We start from the raw sequence: 20,473 nt of genomic DNA, 5'->3' as shown, positions 1-20,473 counted from the left end.
ACGGTTAATCACCTTCGGTTCCCGGCGGCGCTGGCGCGTCAGCCGGTAATTGTGTCGTATTGTCGCCCAATAAAATATGGTCGAGTATCTGGCGGGAAATTGTGCCCACTGCCGGACCTGCACCACCGTTTTCCAGCACTACGGCCACGGCCACGGTCGGTTTGTCATACGGTGCAAAAGAGGTCATCAGCTTATGGTCACGCAGATGCTCAGCGATTTTATGCGCATTATAGATTTCATTGGCTTTCAAACCGTAAACTTGTGCTGTCCCGGATTTAGCCGCCGCTTTGTAAGGCGCATCAGCAAAATATTTGCGCGCTGTCCCGTTCGGACGGTTAGCTACGCCGTACATTCCGTCTTTGGCGATTTCCCAGTAGCCGGAATGGATATCACCAATTTGGGTGGTTTCCTGCTGTTTATACGGCACCTGCTGGCCCTCCACTTTGGTACTCAGCAGCAAATGCGGCGTTTTGACATCACCGTCGTTAATCAGCGTGGTCATGGCTTTCATGATTTGTATTGGCGTAGCGGTCCAGTAACCCTGACCGATACCTACCGGAATGGTGTCACCCTGATACCACGGTTTCTTGAAGCGCTTAAACTTCCAGTCACGGTTTGGCATATTACCGCTACGTTCTTCCGATAAATCGATGCCGCTGTAATGCCCGTACCCAAATTTGCCCATCCACTCGGAAAGACGGTCGATCCCCATATCATAAGCCACCTGATAGAAGAAGGTATCAGCCGATTCCTCAAGTGCTTTGGTGACGTTCAGACGACCATGACCCCAGTGTTTCCAGTCACGATAACGCTTGTCTGAGCCCGGCAACTGCCACCAGCCCGGATCGAACAGCGACGTGTTTTTAGTGATCACGCCAGAGGTCAGTGCTGATACTGAAATGTACGGTTTTACGGTCGAGGCCGGCGGATAAACACCCTGCGTGGTACGGTTAATCAGCGGCTTGTTCGGATCATTGAGTAATGTGCTGTAATCTTTGCTCGAGATGCCGTCGACAAATAAGTTGGGATCATAACTTGGGTTAGACACCAGCGCGCGGATAGCACCATCACGCGGGTCAGTGACGACTACGGCGGCGCGACTGCCGGTCAGCAGCACTTCAATATATTGCTGCAACGGCAGGTCGATGGTCAGATAAATATCTTTCCCGGCCTGAGGCGGTTCTTCATGAAGCTGACGTATAACGCGGCCACGGTTATTAACTTCAACCTCTTCGTAACCGGTTTTACCGTGCAGGGTCTCTTCGTAATAACGCTCAATGCCAAGCTTACCGATGTCGTGCGTCGCCGCGTAGTTGGCGAGAATGCCGTCTTTATCCAGACGTTCCACGTCGCGGTCGTTAATTTTCGACACATAGCCGATCACGTGCGTCAGTGCGGAACCGTAAGGATAATAGCGACGCTGATAGCCTTTGACTTCAACGCCGGGGAAATGAAACTGGTTCACGGAGAAACGCGCAACCTGAACTTCGGTCAGAGCCGTTTTCACCGCGATAGAAGTAAAACGCCGCGAGCGCTGACGTTCTTTTTTGAAATTGTCGATATCATCATCGGTGAGATCAACAATCGGCCTGAGGCCATCGAGTGTAGCCTGCAAATCGTCGACCTTTTCCGGCACCAGTTCCAGCTGATAAATAGTCCGGTTCAGCGCCAGCGGGGTGCCGTTACGGTCATAGATAATGCCGCGGCTTGGCGCAATCGGCACCAGCTTAATGCGGTTATCATTAGAACGGGTTTGGTAATCCTGAAACCGGACAATTTGCAGGTTATAGAGATTGAAGGCCAGGACACCGCTAAGTAGCAGAATGCCGATGAACGCCACCAGTGCACGGCGCACAAAGAGGGCTGATTCAGCCGTATAGTCGCGAAAAGGGTTACGATCTATTTTCATCCCACTACTTAATTCATGTTGCTGACATTCACCACCCGTTATTCGCGGTGGTATGGATGATTAGTGGTAATACTCCAGGCACGGTAAAGACTTTCCGCGACCAGAACCCGAACCAGCGGGTGAGGAAGTGTCAACGGAGAGAGCGACCAGCTCTGTTCCGCCGCAGCCTTGCAGGCCGGAGCTAATCCTTCCGGACCGCCGATCAGCAGGCTGACATTTCGTCCGTCCTGTTTCCAGCGTTCCAGTTGTTGTGCCAGTTGCGGGGTTTCCCACGGTGTCCCTGGAATATCCAGCGTCACGATGCGATTCCCTTTTCCGACAGCGGCCAGCATCAGCTCGCCTTCTTTCTCAAGAATGCGTTTGATATCTGCGTTCTTACCGCGCTTCCCTGCCGGAACCTCAGTCAGTTCAAACGGCATGTCCTTAGGGAAGCGGTGCAGATAATCATTAAAGCCAGTTTGTACCCAGTCGGGCATTTTAGTGCCGACGGCGACAAGTTGCAGCTTCACGCATCAGCCCCAGAGTTTCTCAAGCTCATACAACTGGCGGCTTTCTTCCTGCATAACGTGAACGATGACTTCGCCCAGATCGACAACGACCCAGTCAGCTTCGTTAATGCCTTTCACGCCCATCGCATCAAGGCCGACGGCTTTAATTTCTTCAACCAGATGTCCGGCGATGGACATAACATGGCGGCTGGATGTACCGGTACAAATAATCATGCAGTCAGTGATGCTTGATTTACCTTTAACATCAATGGCGATGATGTCTTGTGCTTTCAGGTCGTCGACTTTATCGACAACAAAATCTTGGAGCGCTTTACCTTGCAAAGGTTCCCCCTGGGGATGTTTGAAACAATTGACACCACAAGACGTTCGCCGGTGCGGCACCGAAGCGAGAGTCAGTCTCATGATGGATAAACATAGCGGTTATCAGGAAAACAGCTTAAAACGTTTAACAATCAATACATTGTATTGGTCAGTGACGCAGCGTTATCGAGAGCCGAAATTAAGCGGCGCAGTATAGCACGCGTTCGCTACTGGCGGTACAAGCCCTGCGATTCTATATAGTGCTCAACAGCACCTGGCAGTAAATCTGAGCAATCAAGTCCCGCATGGCGCCGCTGACGGATTTCAGTCGCTGAAATATCCAGCAGTGGCGTATCGGCCTGATAAATGAATCCGCATGAATTCTGTTTGAGCTTTTCAGCGTCAGTCACTCTATGGGCGTCATACCAATTCTGCAATTCTGGCGTATCGAGTTGCTCTTTGTAGCCCGGTCGCGCCATCACCACTAAATGGCAAAAATTCAGCAGTGACTCCCAGCGGTGCCATTTGTGCAACGTCAGCAATGAATCCTGACCAATGATAAACGCCAGCGGGCAATCATCGCCATGTTCTTTACGTAACGTTGCAAGTGTCTCAATGGTGTAGGAGGGCGTGTCCACCGTCAGTTCGCGTGGATCAACAGAAAACAATGGTTCAGCGGCGACCGCAAGTTTCACCATTTCCAGACGCTGTTGCGCACTGGCTTCGGGCTGCGGACGATGCGGCGGGACATTATTGGGCAACAGGATGACCTGATCAAACCCGGCGATTTTCGCCAGACTGGCCACCGGTTTCAGATGACCGTAATGGATTGGATCAAACGTTCCGCCAAAAAAAGCCAGCAACTGTGCAGAGCCGGAGGATGAAGTAAGAGAGGCGTTACGCGGCATACAGATACCTGACTTCAATACGAACCCAAACCAGCGAACTGAGTGGGTAATGGTTTTCCACATAATAGCATGGAGAGGCTTTCCAGCTCCGCCCAGACTGACTGACCGTAATCTTGTTTGAGCGTAATTTCCATCTGAGTCAGCAAACGCACGCCCAGAGAAAGTTGCTCAAGGGATAGCCGTTGCAGTGCCTGCGTTACCAGTGCCCGGCGGTTCTGCCAGACTTTTTGCTGATCAAACAAAGTGCGAAGCGGTGCGGTATCCATTTTGCGTTTCAGATTCAGCAACATCAGAAGTTCGCGCTGCACGGTGCGCAGTAAAATGACCGGCTCGCTGTCTTCCTGTTGCAGCTGACGCAAAATGTGCCAGGCGCGTTTACTTTTACCCGCAAGCAGGGCATCCAGCCAGTGATATGGCGTAAAGTGCGCGGCATCATTCACGGCTTCTTCGACACGTGGCAGCGTGAGTTTGCCATCCGGATAGAGCAGGGAGAGGCGTTCCAGAGATTGCGCTAACGCCAGCAGATTGCCTTCATAGCAATAGCACAACAGTTGATTGGCGGGTTCATCAAGCTCAAGGGATAATTCTTTTGCACGACGCGAAACCCAGCGCGGCAACTGAGCCTGTTCGGGAGTCTGACAACTGACAAAAACACCTTTCTCACTCAGCGCTTTAAACCACGCGCTGTTTTCCTGGGCTTTGGTCAGCTTTGTTCCACGTAACAACAGCAGAATGTCATCATGCAACAACGTCGTCAGCTTAAGAAGTTGTTCAGCTACCGGCGCTGTCGGGCCATTTTCGGGCAGGATAAGCATCAGAGTCTGACGGCTGGCGAAAAGACTGAGTGCCTGACAGATGCTGAAGATTGACTCCCATTCCGTATGGTTATCAATGATAAAAGTGTAATGCTCCTGGAAATCAGCCAGCTGTGCCGCTTTACGGATGCTGTCCTGACTTTCCTGCAGCAGCAAGGGATCGTTGCCACATAACACATAACAAGCGCGCAGCCCCTCACGGAGCTGCGCGGCAAGTTGTTCCGGATAAACTCGGATCATTTTACAGATGTGCTGGAAGAAGTCGTGGGTGGTACCTCTTTGGTATCCTCAGACGACTTGGTGCTAGCGGATGAACTGGTGGAAATCACTTCTACCTGACGCCCGCCAACATCTTCTGCTTTGTGCAGTTCAGAGGCATGAACGGTCAGCAACTTACGGATCAGCTGCTGGGCAGCCTGCTGACGCATTTCCTCGATAATAATGTCCTGCTCGTTATCTTTTGCCAGCGCCGTTAACGGGTTGTCAAAGAACGAACGGAACACTTTCACGTGGATTGGGTAAATGTCTTTACCCGGCATCAGAACCGTTGCGCTCAGGTTCATTTCCATCTGGTACTCAGCGGTTTTGCCGTCCTGGAAGATCGACGCCGTACTCTGGCCAGTGACTTCCGGACCAATGCGCAGCGACGGGATATCTTTACGCTGCTGCGTAGTTGGATCTTCAACAATGGTCACATTGCTGAGACGCAGCTGAGTCCTGATATCACGAGTCATCGGACCATACGGATCCCCACTGTCTAAAACAATTGTTTGCAGTTCGTCAGGAACGTTGGTTTTTCCACGTAAATGGAATCCGCAACCTGCTGTCACCATGACTGCGGCTGTCAGCAGCAGTGTCACTAAGGGATGTCGCACAGATCCTCCTTGACTCAACCTACAACCAGGTTAAGAAGTTTGCCCGGGACGTAGATTACTTTGCGAACCGTAACCCCATCCAGATATTTCGCGACCAAATGCTCTTCTGCCGCACGCTCGCGCACTTGCTGCTCGGTAGCATCAGCGGCTACGGTGATTTTAGCACGCACTTTACCGTTCACCTGTACCACGACCAACTTAGAGTCTTCAACCATTGCCTTTTCGTCAGCCTGCGGCCATGGCGCGGTATCGACATCGCCTTCACCTTTCAGTGACTGCCAGAGGGTGAAGCAAACGTGTGGCGTGAACGGATAAAGCATGCGCACAACCGCCAGCAACGCTTCCTGCATCAACGCACGATCCTGTTCAGTCCCCTGAGGTGCACGTCCCAGCTTGTTCATCAGCTCCATTACCGCCGCGATAGCAGTGTTGAAGGTCTGACGACGGCCGATATCATCGGTCACTTTAGCGATAGTTTTGTGCAGGTCACGACGCAGATCTTTTTGCGCTTCGTTCAGTGAAGCCGCGTCCAGAGCAACGGTTGCGCCTTTACCGGTGTGTTCGAAGGCCAGTTTCCAGACACGTTTCAGGAAGCGGTTTGCCCCTTCAACGCCAGATTCCTGCCATTCCAGGGTCATTTCAGCCGGAGAAGCGAACATCATAAACAGGCGCACGGTATCGGCGCCGTATTTATCCACCATCACCTGCGGGTCGATGCCGTTGTTTTTAGACTTGGACATCTTGCTCATGCCAGCGTAAACCAGCTCGCGGCCCTGTGGATCGGTCGCTTTAGTGATACGGCCTTTTTCGTCACGCTCAACCGTGGCATCCGTCGGGGAAACCCAGATACGCTCGCCGTTGCTGCCGGTGTGGTAGAAAGCGTCAGCCAGAACCATACCCTGACACAGCAGACGTTTTGCCGGTTCGTCGGAATCAACCAGACCTGCGTCACGCATCAGTTTGTGGAAGAAGCGGAAATACATCAGGTGCATGATGGCGTGTTCAATACCACCGACATACTGATCAACGGGCAGCCAGTAGTTAGCGGCGGCCGGATCCAGCATACCTTCGTCATATTGCGGGCAGGTGTAACGCGCGTAATACCAGGAAGATTCCATGAAGGTATCGAAAGTGTCGGTTTCACGCAGACCCGGAATACCGTTCACGGTGGTTTTCGCCCACTCAGGATCGGCTTTAATCGGGCTGGTGATGCCATCCATCACGACGTCTTCCGGCAGAATAACCGGCAGCTGATCTTCTGGCGTAGGAATAACGGTACCGTCTTCCAGCGTAATCATCGGGATTGGCGCACCCCAGTAACGCTGACGGGAAACACCCCAGTCGCGCAGACGGTAATTTACTTTGCGCTGACCCACGCCCAGTGCGACCAGTTTGTCTGCAATGGCATTGAAGCCGTCTTCATGGTTCAGACCGTCGAATTCACCTGAATTGAACAATGCGCCTTTCTCGGTCATCGCTTCTGTGGTGACTTCCGGCTGGCTGCCGTCAAGGTTCAGGATAACCGGTTTAATTTGCAGGCCATATTTAGTCGCAAATTCCCAGTCACGCTGGTCATGGCCCGGAACCGCCATGACTGCGCCGGTGCCGTATTCCATCAGAACGAAGTTGGCGGCCCAGATAGGCAGCTTTTCACCGGACAGCGGGTGAATGGCATACAGACCTGTCGCCATGCCTTTTTTCTCCATTGTCGCCATTTCTGCTTCGGCAACTTTGGTATTACGGCATTCGTCGATGAACTCGTTCAGTGCAGGATTGTTCTGTGCGCCCAGCTGTGCCAGCGGATGACCGGCAGCAACAGCCACATAGGTCGCGCCCATGAAAGTGTCCGGACGGGTGGTGTAGACCGTCACTTTTTCGTCGCTGTCTGCCACGTCAAAAGTAATTTCCACGCCTTCAGAACGGCCAATCCAGTTGCGCTGCATGGTTTTCACCTGCTCCGGCCAGCTTTCCAGCGTGTCCAGATCATTAAGCAACTGATCGGCGTAATCGGTGATTTTGATAAACCACTGAGGGATTTCTTTGCGTTCTACTTTGGTATCACAACGCCAGCAGCAGCCGTCGATAACCTGTTCATTCGCCAGAACGGTCAGGTCATGCGGACACCAGTTCACCGCGGAAGTCTTCTTATAAACCATGCCTTTTTCGTACAGCTTGGTGAAGAACCATTGTTCCCAGCGGTAATAATCCGGTTTGCAGGTCGCCACTTCGCGATCCCAGTCATAGCCGAAGCCCAGCAGTTTAAGCTGGTTCTTCATGTATTCGATGTTTTCGTACGTCCACGGCGCAGGCGCAGTGTTGTTTTTCACCGCAGCACCTTCAGCAGGCAGGCCGAAAGCATCCCAGCCGATTGGCTGCAGAACGTTTTTGCCGAGCATACGCTGATAACGGGAAATCACGTCACCGATGGTGTAGTTGCGCACGTGTCCCATATGGAGACGACCCGACGGGTAAGGCAACATGGAGAGGCAGTAATATTTCTCCTTGCCAGGCTGTTCGGTAACTTTGAAGGTTTGCTTCTCTTGCCAGTGAAGCTGAACGTGTGACTCGATGTCTTCTGGACGGTATTGCTCTTGCATGGCGGCCGGTGGTCCTGTGAGTGAAAACAGCTACGCCTGTAGCTCAAAAAGTTTTAATCAAAAGATCCGCATAGCATAGCTGATAAGCGGATGGTGCAACAACACCCAGCGAGGGCTAAAGGGAATTTCTGTCCGCTATTGGCGCAATATTCATAATCTGCGAGCCAGCACGACATAATCTGCGCAACGGATCAGGGATTTACGGCTAAAATAAAGTCAATGCGCTTTTGCCGGGCAAATGATTACGTCAGTTCAAGGAGAAGCAATTATGAGCAATATTACGCAATCTTACCGCCAGCTGGTGGCCTCACTCACTGAACGGTTAAAAAATGGGGAACGTGATATCAGCGCGCTGGTGCAGGATGCCCGTATTGAGTTGCAAAACGAAGGCAAATTGTCTGAAATCCAGATTGAGCAGTTAACGTCTGCGGTCAGGCGCGACCTGCATGAATTCGCGCGCAGCTATTCTGAAAGTCAGCAGGCCGTGGCAGAAGCGGATGATGACGGCACAGACAGCGTATTTATGCGGGTGATTAAAGAAAGCCTGTGGAAAGAACTGGCCGATATGACCGACAAAACCCAGCTGGAATGGAAAGAAGTCTTTAAAGATGTCAGCCATCACGGGATTTATCACAGCGGGGAAGTGGTCGGGTTGGGAAATCTGGTGTGCGAAAACTGTCATTTCAACTTAGCGGTTTATACGCCTGAAATTCTGAGCAAATGCCCTAAGTGCGGACATACCGAATTTACGCGCCGTCCGTTTGAGCCTTGAGTGTCAATTTCCTGCCCCGCGATACGGGGCAGGATTTATTCTAATTAGTGCAGGCTGATCAGTGCAGGATTTTCGCCAGGAAGTCGCGCGCACGATCTGATTCCGGGTTATTGAAGAAATCGTCTTTATTGCGATCTTCCACAATTTTACCTTCATCCATGAAAATCACGCGGTTCGCCACTTTACGGGCAAAGCCCATTTCGTGGGTAACCACCATCATTGTCATGCCTTCGTTTGCCAGTTCGACCATCACGTCCAGCACTTCGTTGATCATTTCCGGATCAAGCGCAGAAGTCGGTTCATCAAACAGCATTGCGATGGGATCCATGCACAACGCACGGGCAATTGCCACACGCTGCTGCTGACCACCGGAAAGCTGACCGGGGAATTTATTGGCATGCGCGGATAAACCGACGCGATCCAGTAATTTCAGGCCTTTATCTTTCGCTGCGGCTTTATCGCGTTTCAATACTTTGACCTGCGCCAGCGTCAGGTTATCGATGATGGAAAGGTGCGGGAACAATTCGAAATGCTGGAACACCATGCCGACTTTGGCACGCAGTTGCGCCAGATTGGTTTTCTTATCATTCACTGGCGTGCCATTAACCAGGATCTCGCCTTTCTGAACCGGCTCCAGACCGTTAACGGTTTTAATCAGCGTCGATTTACCTGAACCTGAAGGCCCGCAAACCACCACAACTTCACCTTTTTTAACTTCGGTGCTGCAATCGGTAAGCACCTGAAAGTGCCCGTACCATTTAGAAACATTCTTCAGTGAAATCATGAAACGGTCCTTTTCTTCAAATAACGCACCAGCAAGGAAGCACAAAGGCTGATAACAAAGTAAATAAGTCCTGCAAACAGCACCATCTCAACCAGCGTACCGTCGCGGTCGCCAATGTTGGATGCACTGCGGAAGAAGTCCGCGAGGCCCAGAACGTACACCAGCGATGTATCCTGGAATAAGACGATGGCCTGCGTCAGCAACAGCGGCACCATGGCGCGGAAAGCCTGTGGCAAAATCACCAGCTTCATTGACTGCCACTGCGTCATACCCAGTGCCAGCGCGGCAGAAGACTGACCGCGTGCGATACTGATAATCCCTGCGCGAATAATCTCGGAATAATAAGCGGCTTCAAACAGCGCAAATGCCACCATCGCAGAAATCAGGCGGATATCGGTTTTAGGCGACAGCCCGAGCACTTTCTGTAAAAAGCCCGGCACAATCAGATAGAACCACAACAGCACCATGACCAGCGGAACGGCACGGAACACGTTGACGTAGGCCGACGCAAACCAGCTGATCGGCTTAAATGTCGATAAGCGCATCACCGCCAACAACGTGCCCCACAAAATACCGACCACAATCGCCAGCGACGTAATCTTCAGCGTAATGACCATGCCTTGCCACAGATAGGGCAGGCCGGGGCCAATAGAACTCCAGTCAAATTCATGCATGCTTATTTACCTCCCACGTTGCCCGGCAGGCGGACTTTCCGTTCTACAAAGTGCATCAGCAGCATGATGACGGCATTAATCAGAACATAGGCCAGGGTAATCGCGGAGAAAGACTCATACGCATGTGCGGAGTAATCCAGCAATTTACCGGCCTGCGCCGCCATATCGACCAGACCAATGGTCGAGGCGATAGCGGAGTTTTTAACCAGATTGACCATTTCAGAGGTCATCGGCGGCACAATCACGCGATAAGCATTCGGCAACAGCACATACCGATACGTTTGTGGCAGGGTCAGCCCCATCGCCAGCCCCGCGTTGCGTTGACCGCTTGGCAGTGACTGAATGGCAGCACGTACCTGCTCGCACACGCGGGCGGCGGTGAACAAGCCAAGACAAATTACAGATGAGGTGAAGAACTGCACGTCAGGTGCCAGTTCTGATTTAAACCACATGCCGATATTTTCCGGCAGCAGTTCAGGGACCACCAGATACCAGATGAAGAACTGTACGATCAAAGGGACGTTACGGAATAACTCGACGTAACACGTACCAATGCCGGAGAGGATACGGTTGGGGACGGTACGTAAAATACCGAACAGGGAGCCGACGAAGAAGGCGATGATCCAGGCGCAAATTGACAGTGCGACAGTGACCTGAAATCCATTCCAAATCCAGCCCAGATAAGTGGTATTACCGAAGGGGGCTTGTTGCAGAAAAATGCCCCAGTTCCAATCTATTGACATAAAAACTCCGTAAAACGGGTAATGAATTACCCTCTGAGTGATGACGTAATCCGCCTAAAGTGAATGGGAAGAAACGCGGGGTGGGGAACGACCACCCCGCATCTTTATCATCACAGGCTGGTGGGCCAGCCTTATATTTTAATCACTTTTCACTCTTCTCTTGGTTATACCTGTCTGTCTGGTATTTCTTACAGCGCTTTATCGTTTGGCGCTTTGAACAGAGCTTTCATGTCGTCTGACAGTTCAAAGTTCATGTTCAGGTTTTTCGGAGGAATTGGCTTTTTGAACCAGGTTTCGAACCATTTGGTGGCTTCACCGGAGGTCTGTGCTTTCACGATGGTGTCATCAACCAGCTTTTTGAATTCAGCATCGTCTTTACGCATCATGCAGCCATAAGCTTCTTTGGACTGCGGCGTGCCGATGATTTCCCAGTTATCAGGTTTTTTGGCTTTAGCGCGTTCACCGGCCAGCAGGGCATCGTCCATCATAAAGGCAACGGCACGACCAGTTTCCAGGGTACGGAAGGAGTCACCGTGGTCTTTCGCGCTGATGATGCGCATGTCCAGTTTCTTCTCTTCGTTCAGCTTGTTGAGCAGCACTTCGGAAGTGGTACCGGAAGTCACCACGACGGTTTTGCCTTTCAGATCAGCAAAATCTTTGATGTCGGAGCCTTTTTTCACCAGCAGACGCGTGCCAATCACGAAGATGGTGTCAGAGAACGCAGCCTGTTGCTGACGTTCCAGGTTGTTGGTGGTGGAACCGCACTCAAAATCGTAAGTGCCATTTTGCAACAGCGGGATACGGTTCTGGGAAGTGATCGGCATCATCTTGACTTGCAGGTTTGGCAGGTCGAGTTTTTTCTTCACGGCATCGACGATAGCGTCAGAGTAGTCCTGTGAGTAACCCACGACTTTTTGTTCGTTGTTGTAATAAGAGAAGGGCACTGAGGATTCGCGGTGACCTACAACGATAACGCCGTTGTCTTTGATTTTTTTCAGGGTACCGGTCAGCTCTTCTGCGTGAGCAAAGCTGCTTATGGTAACGCTTGCCAACAGTACTGATAATGCCAATTTGCGCAATTGCATGTCCAACTCCTTGCTGTCATTAGGGATCCAAACTCAGGGATCAGAAAGTACTAATGCCTCGTCATATGAAGCTAGAAAATAGCTGAATGTGAATATTATGAAACCATATTGTTTCTTTTTTGAGACGAGACGCGCACCAATTCGAAGCAATCAAGCGGCTGTGCACTTAAAAAGTGCATGAGGATCAGCCGGTTTGTATCAAAATGATGCATCTCGTCGCAAAAAATCACTAAACAGATATCTTTCAATCAGATGTAGCAAGAGTCGTGCCAGATAGCCCGATTTAACTTCATTAGCAGACATTCCGGCAGCGCTAAATGCGGCAGTGGGAACAATCGGCAGCAGGTAAAAGGGCGAGAGAAGAACAGATCAGGAAAGGGTGCGACATAAAAGAACAGGCGCCCTTAGGCGCCTGTTTTAACAGCTAATGCAGTTCATCGGGATTTACGACGTCCGAGCCACAATGCGGCACCTGCCATCACTAACGTTGCAAACCACACCGGCCACCAGCCCATGCGGGCATACGGCGTCATGCCGGTTGTTGGTGTGACTTTCACGTTCAGCACCTGGCGGGTAAACTGCGGGATTTCATGGGTGACATCGCCCTGAGCATTCACCACGGCCGTCACGCCGTTGTTAGTGCTGCGCAGCAACGGACGACCGAGTTCCAGCGAACGCATACGTGCCATCTGGAAATGCTGCCACGGGCCAATTGAATGCCCGAACCAGGCATCATTTGAAATCGTCAGCAGGAAATTAGTATCTGGTTGCAGGTTATCGCGCACCTGTTCACCGAACACCACTTCATAGCAAATTGCCGTGGTCAGATTCAGGCCGCTAACCACCAGCGGTTTCTGCACGTAATCACCGCTGGTCAGTCCTGACATCGGCAAATCAAAGAACGGCGCCAGAGGGCGGAGAATAGTTTCAAGCGGCACGAATTCACCGAATGGCACCAGATGGTGCTTGTTGAAGCGGTTTTCGTCCGGGTAGTGATACGGCTTTTCCCCGCCGAGCACGATGGCGCTGTTATACACCTTCATGCCTTCTTCATTGCGGCGGGCATCGATAATGCCGGTGATGAGTTGGGTGCCGTGAGAGCGGTATATATTATCTACCATGCTCAGGAAACCCTGCTGATCGGATTCGATGTCTGAAATCGCGGATTCCGGCCAGATGATCATGCTGGATTTGCCCACGTACGGACGGCTGAGATCCAGATAGGTCTGCAAGGCGCTTTCCAGCGCTTTTGGATCCCACTTCATCGACTGCGGAATATTGCCCTGAACCAGTGCCACATCAATCGTTTTATCAGTTTGTTCCTGATACCAGTGGATATAGCGCAGCGGCCACGGCAGCAGCAGCATGACGACTGCGATAATGCCCGGCGTGGCGCGACGCTGATGCACCGCGTACACAATCAGTCCGCTCAGCGAAGTCAGCAAAATGGTGATACCGTCAACGCCGGTAATCGGTGCCAGACCTTTCATCGGGCCGTCGATCTGGCTATAGCCGAACTGCAACCACGGGAAACCGGTCAGCACCCAGCCGCGCAGGAATTCCGTAATCTGCCACAATGCGGGCGCGCCAAGTGCCAGTTTCCACCAGGTGGTTTTCGGCCACAGTTTGCTGAACAAACCGGCAAACAGCATGGTGTACAGCGACAAATACGCGGCCAGCAAAACGACCAGGAAAAGGTTGATCGCTTCCGGCATACCGCCAAAGGTGGCGATACTGACATAAACCCAGTTTACGCCACTGCCAAAAAGACCCATTCCCCAGAAGAAGCCGAGAAAAGCGGCCTGCGCGGGACGGCGGTCGAGCGTTAATGCCAGCAGACCGCACAGTGAAATGATCGCCGCAGGCCAGAAGTCATAAGGGGAAAATGACAGCGTGCCACAGGCACCGAAAAAGAGCGCCAGCAGGGCACGGACCCGCTGGCGTTGATATAAAGAGGCAATTGCCATGGAGTGATTATTCTTCCAGTATCGGTTGCGGCGCGTCGTCCGGTATTTTTACGTGAACCTGAATGATACGGCGGCTGTCAGCCATCGCAACCTTGAACAGGTAACCGTCAATTTCAATACTTTCGCCGCGCGCCGGTAAATGGCCGAATGACTGCATGACCAGACCCCCAATGGTGTCGACTTCATCGTCACTGTAGTTTGTCTGGAAGACTTCATTGAAATCTTCAATCGGCGCGAGCGCGCGGACGGTATACGTATGGCGGCTGAGCTGGCGAATATCCAGATCTTCCGCTTCGTCGTACTCATCGTCGATTTCACCGACAATCAGTTCGAGAATATCTTCGATGGTCACCAGACCGGAAACGCCGCCGAATTCATCGACGACAATCGCCATATGGTAACGCTGGGAGCGGAATTCTTTCAGCATGCGGTCTACGCGTTTGCTTTCAGGAACCACCACTGCGGTTCTCAGCACCTTATCGATGCTGAATGGCTCAGACGCTGTGCGCATAAACGGCAGCAGGTCTTTGGCCATCAGGATGCCTTCAATGTGATCCTTATCTTCGCTGATCACCGGGAAGCGTGAGTGTGCGGATTCGATGATGACATCGAGGCACTCTTCCAGCGGCTGATTGCGTTTTAGCGTGATCATCTGTGAACGTGGGATCATGATATCCCGCACGCGCTGCTCGGCGATATCCATCACGCCTTCCAGCATGTCACGGGTATCGGGGTCGATCAGATCGTTTTGTTCAGAATCACGGATCAGCTCAACCAAATCGCCACGGTTTTTGGGTTCACCGTGAAAAAGCTGGCTAAGGATAAGGGAAAAGAAGCCCTTCTTGGGACTGGGGCTGTCACTATTTTGTGAATGGTCATCGCTCATGGCGTTTGGTTTGTTTTACTCGTGTTAGTGAAAATTATGCGAAACGCCTGCGGATGATAAACCATCACCGGGCAGGCGCTGCGCGAGTTTACTGATAAATCAGTGGTCTTCCTTCTCTGAAATATACGGATCCGGGTAACCCAGACCCTGCATGATTTCAGTTTCAATCGATTCCATTTCTTCGGCTTCTTCGTCAACGATATGGTCATAGCCCAGCAAATGCAAACTGCCGTGAATGACCATATGTGCCCAGTGGGCCAGAAGTTCTTTATCCTGTTCTTTCGCTTCTTTCTCAACGACCTGACGACAAATAATCAGGTCGCCCAGAAGCGGCATCTCCATACCCGGAGGTGCTTCGAACGGGAAGGATAACACGTTGGTCGGTTTATCCATGCCACGATACGTCATATTCAGTTCATGACTTTCGGGAATATCGACCAGACGGATAGTCACTTCCGATTCCTCCTGAAACTGCGGAAGAACAGCTTCGAGCCATTTTTGAAAGTCATTTTCAGACGGTAAACCTGCGGGTTCATCGCAGGCAATTTGTAAATCGAGAATTACCGTGTTCATTGACTGGCCTGTTGTGTTGAGCTGTTCTGGTGTTCATGTTTACGCTCTGCGGCAATCGCATCGCGGCGTTTTTGGTCTTCTTCTTCCCAGGCTTCGTACGCGACAACGATGCGCGCCACCACCGGATGACGAACTACGTCCTCACTATGGAAGAAGTTAAAGCTGAGCTCTTCAACGGAAGACAGCACTTCAATCGCATGACGAAGCCCTGACTTCTGATGACGGGGTAAGTCGATTTGCGTGACGTCACCGGTTATCACCGCTTTGGAGTTAAAACCAATACGGGTCAGGAACATTTTCATCTGTTCGATAGAGGTGTTCTGGCTCTCATCGAGAATAATAAAGGCGTCGTTAAGGGTGCGGCCACGCATATAAGCCAACGGAGCGACTTCAATCACGTTGCGCTCAATCAGTTTTTCAACTTTTTCAAAGCCGAGCATTTCGAACAATGCGTCATACAGCGGGCGCAGATACGGGTCGACTTTCTGGCTGAGGTCGCCCGGCAGGAAGCCCAGTTTTTCACCGGCTTCAACCGCAGGGCGGGTCAGCAGAATACGACGCACTTCCTGACGCTCCAGCGCATCCACCGCAGCAGCCACGGCCAGATAGGTTTTACCGGTACCCGCAGGACCAATGCCGAAGGTGATGTCGTGGTCGAGAATGTTGGCAATGTACTGTGCCTGATTCGGCGTCCGCGGCTTCACCATACCGCGCTTGGTTTTGATAATGACCGCTTTGCCAAAATCCGGCACGCTTTCAGCCGTCTGTTCCAGCACCCGGCTTTCTTTGATCGCCAGATGGATTTTTTCAGGATCGATATCCTGAATTTCACCGCGCAACGGCGCCGTGTCGACATATAAATCACGCAGGATGTCGGCGGCTGCCGCAACAGGCAGACTCTTTCCGACCAATTTAAACGCGTTATCACGACGGTTGATTTCAACGCCCAACCGGCGTTCCAGTTGTTTGATATTGTCATCAAACGGCCCGCACAGGCTCAGCAAACGCTGATTGTCTTCAGGCTCCAGTAAAATCTCTTGTGTTACAACGTTCAAACGAATCCTCTGGACCGCTCTGGGTCAGTCAATGTGTTCGAGTATCTTTGATTTCACCCGGCTGGTTACTACTTTCAGCCGTCAACCATACCTGAGTTAATAATACATGCCCTTGGCAAAATATGCTGCGCCGAGGCGGCAGTTGCAGGGACCTTCATCCGAATATGCGGCCTTTGCCGAAAAATTAAACCCTTACGATGAAGGTATTAGCGAAAAACTCAAAAGAAACAGGACGCCGTGGCGTCCTGTGGATGTCAGGTCATGCATCATTACTATGGTTCAGGGTTGATACATCCCAACGCCCAATTCATTTTCTTTACGGGTACGTTCGATGACCGATTGCGGAGATTCATGCAGACGCAGCGCCATCTGTTCTTCGGTACGGACAACTACACCGCGTAATGAGTTGGCATATACATCAACAATTTCGACATCCACGAATTTACCAATCATATCCGGCGTGCCTTCGAAATTGACCACGCGGTTACATTCGGTACGCCCGGTCAGTTCCATGATGTCTTTACGCGACGTACCTTCCACCAGAATGCGCTGAACGGTGCCCAGCGTGGCGCGGCTGAAACGCATAACCTGCTGAGTGATCCGGTCCTGCAACAGCGCCAGACGCTGTTTCTTCTCGTCCATGCTCACATCATCCACCATATCAGCCGCCGGTGTGCCGGGGCGGGGAGAATAGATGAAGCTAAAACTGACGTCGTAATTGACCTGAGCGATCAAATCCATCGTGCGCTCGAAATCTTCATTTGTTTCGCCAGGGAAGCCAATGATGAAATCTGAACTGAAATGAATATCCGGACGCGCGGTGCGCAGTTTACGGATGGTTGATTTGTATTCCAGCACGGTGTGCGGACGTTTCATCATGGTCAGGATACGATCGGAACCGCTCTGGATGGGCAGATGCAGGAAACTCACGACTTCCGGCGTGTCTTTGTAAACGTCGATAATGTCATCGGTAAATTCAACCGGATGACTGGTGGTGAAGCGGATACGGTCGATGCCGTCAATCGCTGCCACCAGACGCAGCAGCTCTGCAAAGGTGCAGATCCCGCCGTCAAAGGAATCGCCACGATAAGCATTGACGTTCTGACCAAGCAGATTCACCTCACGCACGCCTTGGGCGGCCAGCTGCGCGACTTCAAACAGCACGTCATCGCACGGGCGGCTGACTTCTTCGCCACGGGTATAAGGCACCACGCAGAAGCTGCAATATTTGTTGCAGCCTTCCATGATAGAAACGAAAGCCGCAGGGCCGTCGGCGCGAGGTTCCGGCAAACGGTCAAATTTTTCGATTTCCGGGAAACTGATATCCACGACCGGACTTTTGGTACCGCGCACGTGATTGACCATTTCGGGTAAGCGATGCAGGGTTTGCGGACCGAAAACGATATCGACGCAAGGCGCTCGTTTACGCAGCATCTCGCCTTCCTGCGAGGCCACGCAGCCCCCGACGCCGATAATGATATCCGGATTTTTCTTTTTCAGTAATTTCCAGTGTCCGAGCAGGCTGAACACTTTCTCCTGCGCTTTTTCCCTGATTGAGCAGGTGTTGAGCAGCAGGATGTCTGCTTCTTCAGCATTATCCGTCAGCTGGTAACCGTGAGTGCTGTCGAGAAGGTCGGCCATTTTGGATGAATCGTATTCATTCATCTGGCAGCCCCAGGTTTTTATGTGCAGTTTTTTAGTCATCAGCGTGTCAGTACTCAATACGGGGAACGAAAGATCGGCAATGCCGCAGTGCATAGCATGGTTCAGGGGGGGTATTGTAAACCCTCACTCCGGTGCTGACCAGTGCAGGAAAGTCGCTTAGGCCCTGATGCTGACACAAAAATCCGGTACACTTCTCATAATGAACTGAACAGAAAGCCGGAATAAAATGAATAATTCTGAGAAGACATTTGATGCAGTAATTGTCGGCGGCGGCATGGTCGGCGCGGCCACGGCGCTGGGGCTGGCAAAACAGGGGTTGCAGGTCGCACTGATTGAGAATGAAGCGCCTGCCGGATTTGCCCCTTCAGCACCCGCTGATTTGCGTATTTCCGCCATTGGCTGTGCGTCTGTCCGATTTTTAAAGAAACTGGGCGCGTGGGAAGCGGTTGAGAAAATGCGCTCCGTGCCGTACCGCAGACTGGAAACCTGGGAAGTGGACGGTTCTGATGTGAAATTTGATGCACAATCGCTCGGATTACCCGAGCTGGGATTCATGGTGGAAAACCGCGTGTTGCAGATAGCGCTGTGGCAACAGTTCGACGCACTCCCGAATCTGACGCGTTTTTGTCCGGCAAAGTTACGCCACCTTTTGCAGCACGATGATAAAACCTGGTCTCTGCAACTGACTACCGGGGAATTATTGCGCACGAAACTGGTGATTGCCGCAGACGGGGCGAATTCACTGGTACGCCAGCTGGCAGGAATTGGTGTAGATGGCTGGGGATATCGCCAGCACTGCATGCTGATTAATGTTGAAACCGAAACGCCGGATCAGGATGTCACATGGCAGCAGTTTTTCCCATCCGGACCACGTGCGTTCCTGCCTCTGTTTGGTAATCAGGCTTCGCTTGTCTGGTATGACAGCCCGCAGCGTATCCGTTACCTGAAAACGCTGAATATGCAGCAGCTCACGACAGAAGTGATGCAGGCTTTCCCGGCACGTCTGGGCAATATCAAAGCCATATCCGCAGGGGCATTCCCGCTGGTTCGCCGTCACGCTCAGCGTTATGTCTTGCCGGGATTGGCGCTGGTTGGCGACGCGGCGCATACCATCAATCCACTGGCAGGGCAGGGCGTGAATCTGGGGTATCGCGACGTAGAGGCACTGTTATCGGTACTGGAGAAAGCACGCGATCATGATGAGGCATGGAGCAGTGAGAAAGTATTGCTGCGTTATCAGCGTCAGCGTCGTCTGGATAATTTGCTGATGCAAAGCGGCATGGATCTGTTCTACACCGCCTTCAGCAACGATCTGGCACCGGTGAAAGTGCTGCGTAATCTGGCGCTGATGTCCGCACAGCGTGCCGGCGCACTGAAAACTAAGGCGCTGAAATATGCGTTAGGGATTTAAAGAAGTTAAGGCCTGCGGGGAAACATCTTTGCCGGCCTTAATTTTTTAGCATATTAGTTAAAACGTAAAATGATTAAAACGCAGAAAAGCAAAAAGCCCGCACGAGGCGGGCTTTCTTAATGTGGCTGGGGTGCCAGGATTCGAACCTGGGTATGCTGGTATCAGAAACCAGAGCCTTACCGCTTGGCGACACCCCAATTTTGTTTCTCACTACCTTTTGAGCAGTGTACTGCAAGTAAAATGGTGGCTACGACGGGATTTGAACCTGTGACCCCATCATTATGAGTGATGTGCTCTAACCAGCTGAGCTACGTAGCCAAATTTTACTGACTTACTACAAAACTTCAAGCACTAATTTAACTAACTTAATAATAAATTTCAAGTGCTTACCAATTATACAGAAAGAAGTATGGCTGGGGTACCTGGATTCGAACCAGGGTATGCTGGTATCAAAAACCAGTGCCTTACCGCTTGGCGATACCCCAACAGTACAACTTCTTCAAATTGGATTTTCCTCACAAACACATCAGTACAGCAATGTGAAAGATAAGAAAATGGCTGGGGTACCAGGATTCGAACCTGGGAATGCTGGTATCAAAAACCAGTGCCTTACCGCTTGGCGATACCCCAACTGTGCTACCGATGTCTGGAAATGGTGCGGGAGGCGAGACTTGAACTCGCACACCTTGCGGCGCTAGAACCTAAATCTAGTGCGTCTACCAATTTCGCCACTCCCGCAAAAAAGATGGTGGCTACGACGGGATTCGAACCTGTGACCCCATCATTATGAGTGATGTGCTCTAACCAACTGAGCTACGTAGCCATCTTTTTTCGCGCTACCTTCATCGGCGTTGCGGGGCGCATTATGCGTATATGACCGTTTTGCGTCAACACCTTTTTTGGAGAAAAAGCCCTGATGGCGTCCATTTGTCTGGCTTATAACCA

The 20,473-nt window shown here is 51.6% G+C and carries 18 protein-coding genes and 6 tRNA genes; 2 read left to right on the top strand and 22 right to left on the bottom strand.

Going from position 1 to position 20,473, the window contains the following annotated elements:
* Window positions 1-4 precede the first annotated feature (4 nt).
* From mrdA to leuS, 7 genes are all read right to left on the bottom strand, one after another.
* A complete protein-coding gene (gene mrdA / locus J1784_RS23435; protein ID WP_217151187.1) occupies window positions 5-1,909 on the bottom strand; it encodes a peptidoglycan DD-transpeptidase MrdA in 1,905 nt (634 codons plus the stop codon).
* A gap of 38 nt (window positions 1,910-1,947) precedes the next feature.
* Window positions 1,948-2,418 (bottom strand): 23S rRNA (pseudouridine(1915)-N(3))-methyltransferase RlmH, encoded by a 471-nt coding sequence (gene rlmH, locus J1784_RS23430; RefSeq protein WP_112287631.1) that lies wholly within the window; start codon window positions 2,416-2,418, stop codon window positions 1,948-1,950.
* A 3-nt stretch (window positions 2,419-2,421) separates the two neighbouring features.
* Complete coding sequence (gene rsfS, locus J1784_RS23425) at window positions 2,422-2,739, bottom strand: ribosome silencing factor (RefSeq protein WP_015698163.1); 318 nt, start codon at window positions 2,737-2,739, stop codon at window positions 2,422-2,424.
* A gap of 206 nt (window positions 2,740-2,945) precedes the next feature.
* A complete protein-coding gene (nadD, locus tag J1784_RS23420; RefSeq protein WP_217151186.1) occupies window positions 2,946-3,626 on the bottom strand; it encodes a nicotinate-nucleotide adenylyltransferase in 681 nt (226 codons plus the stop codon).
* A gap of 14 nt (window positions 3,627-3,640) precedes the next feature.
* Window positions 3,641-4,681 (bottom strand): DNA polymerase III subunit delta, encoded by a 1,041-nt coding sequence (holA, locus tag J1784_RS23415; RefSeq protein ID WP_217151185.1) that lies wholly within the window; start codon window positions 4,679-4,681, stop codon window positions 3,641-3,643.
* Window positions 4,678-5,316 (bottom strand): LPS assembly lipoprotein LptE, encoded by a 639-nt coding sequence (gene lptE / locus J1784_RS23410; RefSeq protein WP_217151184.1) that lies wholly within the window; start codon window positions 5,314-5,316, stop codon window positions 4,678-4,680. Before lptE ends, holA begins: the two co-directional genes overlap by 4 nt.
* Before the next feature lie 14 nt (window positions 5,317-5,330).
* Window positions 5,331-7,913, bottom strand: coding sequence for a leucine--tRNA ligase (gene leuS, locus J1784_RS23405; protein WP_217151183.1), 2,583 nt, complete (start codon window positions 7,911-7,913; stop codon window positions 5,331-5,333).
* A 268-nt stretch (window positions 7,914-8,181) separates the two neighbouring features.
* On the opposite strand from leuS, the gene J1784_RS23400 reads away from it, so the two are divergent.
* Window positions 8,182-8,685, top strand: a complete 504-nt coding sequence (locus tag J1784_RS23400; protein WP_217151182.1) for a zinc ribbon-containing protein — start codon at window positions 8,182-8,184, stop codon at window positions 8,683-8,685.
* A 58-nt stretch (window positions 8,686-8,743) separates the two neighbouring features.
* Here J1784_RS23400 and J1784_RS23395 read toward each other — a convergent pair whose 3' ends face one another.
* From J1784_RS23395 to miaB, 9 genes are all read right to left on the bottom strand, one after another.
* Window positions 8,744-9,469 carry an amino acid ABC transporter ATP-binding protein gene (locus J1784_RS23395; RefSeq protein WP_013576488.1) on the bottom strand — a complete coding sequence of 242 codons (726 nt, stop codon included), beginning with the start codon at window positions 9,467-9,469 and terminating at the stop codon, window positions 8,744-8,746.
* On the bottom strand, window positions 9,466-10,143 hold the full coding sequence (gltK, locus tag J1784_RS23390; protein ID WP_120506280.1) for a glutamate/aspartate ABC transporter permease GltK: 678 nt from the start codon (window positions 10,141-10,143) through the stop codon (window positions 9,466-9,468). The genes J1784_RS23395 and gltK overlap by 4 nt, the downstream gene beginning before the upstream one ends.
* Window positions 10,144-10,145: 2 nt before the next feature.
* Window positions 10,146-10,886 (bottom strand): amino acid ABC transporter permease, encoded by a 741-nt coding sequence (locus J1784_RS23385; protein ID WP_217151181.1) that lies wholly within the window; start codon window positions 10,884-10,886, stop codon window positions 10,146-10,148.
* 188 nt (window positions 10,887-11,074) lie between these two features.
* Window positions 11,075-11,971, bottom strand: coding sequence for an amino acid ABC transporter substrate-binding protein (locus tag J1784_RS23380; RefSeq protein ID WP_217151180.1), 897 nt, complete (start codon window positions 11,969-11,971; stop codon window positions 11,075-11,077).
* Window positions 11,972-12,405: 434 nt separating this feature from the next.
* Window positions 12,406-13,938 carry an apolipoprotein N-acyltransferase gene (lnt, locus tag J1784_RS23375; protein ID WP_217151179.1) on the bottom strand — a complete coding sequence of 511 codons (1,533 nt, stop codon included), beginning with the start codon at window positions 13,936-13,938 and terminating at the stop codon, window positions 12,406-12,408.
* Window positions 13,939-13,945: 7 nt separating this feature from the next.
* Window positions 13,946-14,824 carry a CNNM family magnesium/cobalt transport protein CorC gene (gene corC / locus J1784_RS23370; RefSeq protein WP_120132608.1) on the bottom strand — a complete coding sequence of 293 codons (879 nt, stop codon included), beginning with the start codon at window positions 14,822-14,824 and terminating at the stop codon, window positions 13,946-13,948.
* Between the two features lie 99 nt (window positions 14,825-14,923).
* Window positions 14,924-15,397 carry an rRNA maturation RNase YbeY gene (gene ybeY, locus J1784_RS23365; RefSeq protein WP_217151178.1) on the bottom strand — a complete coding sequence of 158 codons (474 nt, stop codon included), beginning with the start codon at window positions 15,395-15,397 and terminating at the stop codon, window positions 14,924-14,926.
* Window positions 15,394-16,452 (bottom strand): PhoH family protein, encoded by a 1,059-nt coding sequence (locus tag J1784_RS23360; protein WP_037037044.1) that lies wholly within the window; start codon window positions 16,450-16,452, stop codon window positions 15,394-15,396. The genes ybeY and J1784_RS23360 overlap by 4 nt, the downstream gene beginning before the upstream one ends.
* A gap of 279 nt (window positions 16,453-16,731) precedes the next feature.
* A complete protein-coding gene (gene miaB / locus J1784_RS23355) occupies window positions 16,732-18,156 on the bottom strand; it encodes a tRNA (N6-isopentenyl adenosine(37)-C2)-methylthiotransferase MiaB (RefSeq protein WP_217151177.1) in 1,425 nt (474 codons plus the stop codon).
* A 187-nt stretch (window positions 18,157-18,343) separates the two neighbouring features.
* Here miaB and ubiF point away from each other — a divergent pair, with 187 nt between their 5' ends.
* Window positions 18,344-19,528, top strand: a complete 1,185-nt coding sequence (gene ubiF, locus J1784_RS23350; RefSeq protein ID WP_217151176.1) for a 3-demethoxyubiquinol 3-hydroxylase — start codon at window positions 18,344-18,346, stop codon at window positions 19,526-19,528.
* Window positions 19,529-19,650: 122 nt separating this feature from the next.
* On the opposite strand, the gene J1784_RS23345 is transcribed toward ubiF, so the two are convergent.
* The 6 genes from J1784_RS23345 to J1784_RS23320 all read right to left on the bottom strand — a co-directional run bounded on the left by J1784_RS23345 (window position 19,651) and on the right by J1784_RS23320 (window position 20,351).
* Window positions 19,651-19,725: transfer RNA gene (locus J1784_RS23345), tRNA-Gln, on the bottom strand.
* A gap of 44 nt (window positions 19,726-19,769) precedes the next feature.
* Window positions 19,770-19,846, bottom strand: a tRNA-Met gene (locus tag J1784_RS23340).
* Between the two features lie 92 nt (window positions 19,847-19,938).
* Window positions 19,939-20,013: transfer RNA gene (locus J1784_RS23335), tRNA-Gln, on the bottom strand.
* Window positions 20,014-20,083: 70 nt separating this feature from the next.
* A tRNA-Gln gene (locus tag J1784_RS23330) sits at window positions 20,084-20,158 on the bottom strand.
* Between the two features lie 23 nt (window positions 20,159-20,181).
* A tRNA-Leu gene (locus tag J1784_RS23325) sits at window positions 20,182-20,266 on the bottom strand.
* 8 nt (window positions 20,267-20,274) lie between these two features.
* Window positions 20,275-20,351: transfer RNA gene (locus J1784_RS23320), tRNA-Met, on the bottom strand.
* Window positions 20,352-20,473: the final 122 nt, after the last annotated feature.

This window comes from Rahnella ecdela, from assembly GCF_019049625.1.
Lineage (GTDB): Bacteria > Pseudomonadota > Gammaproteobacteria > Enterobacterales > Enterobacteriaceae > Rahnella > Rahnella ecdela.
This window is presented reverse-complemented; position numbering and strand designations above follow the sequence as displayed.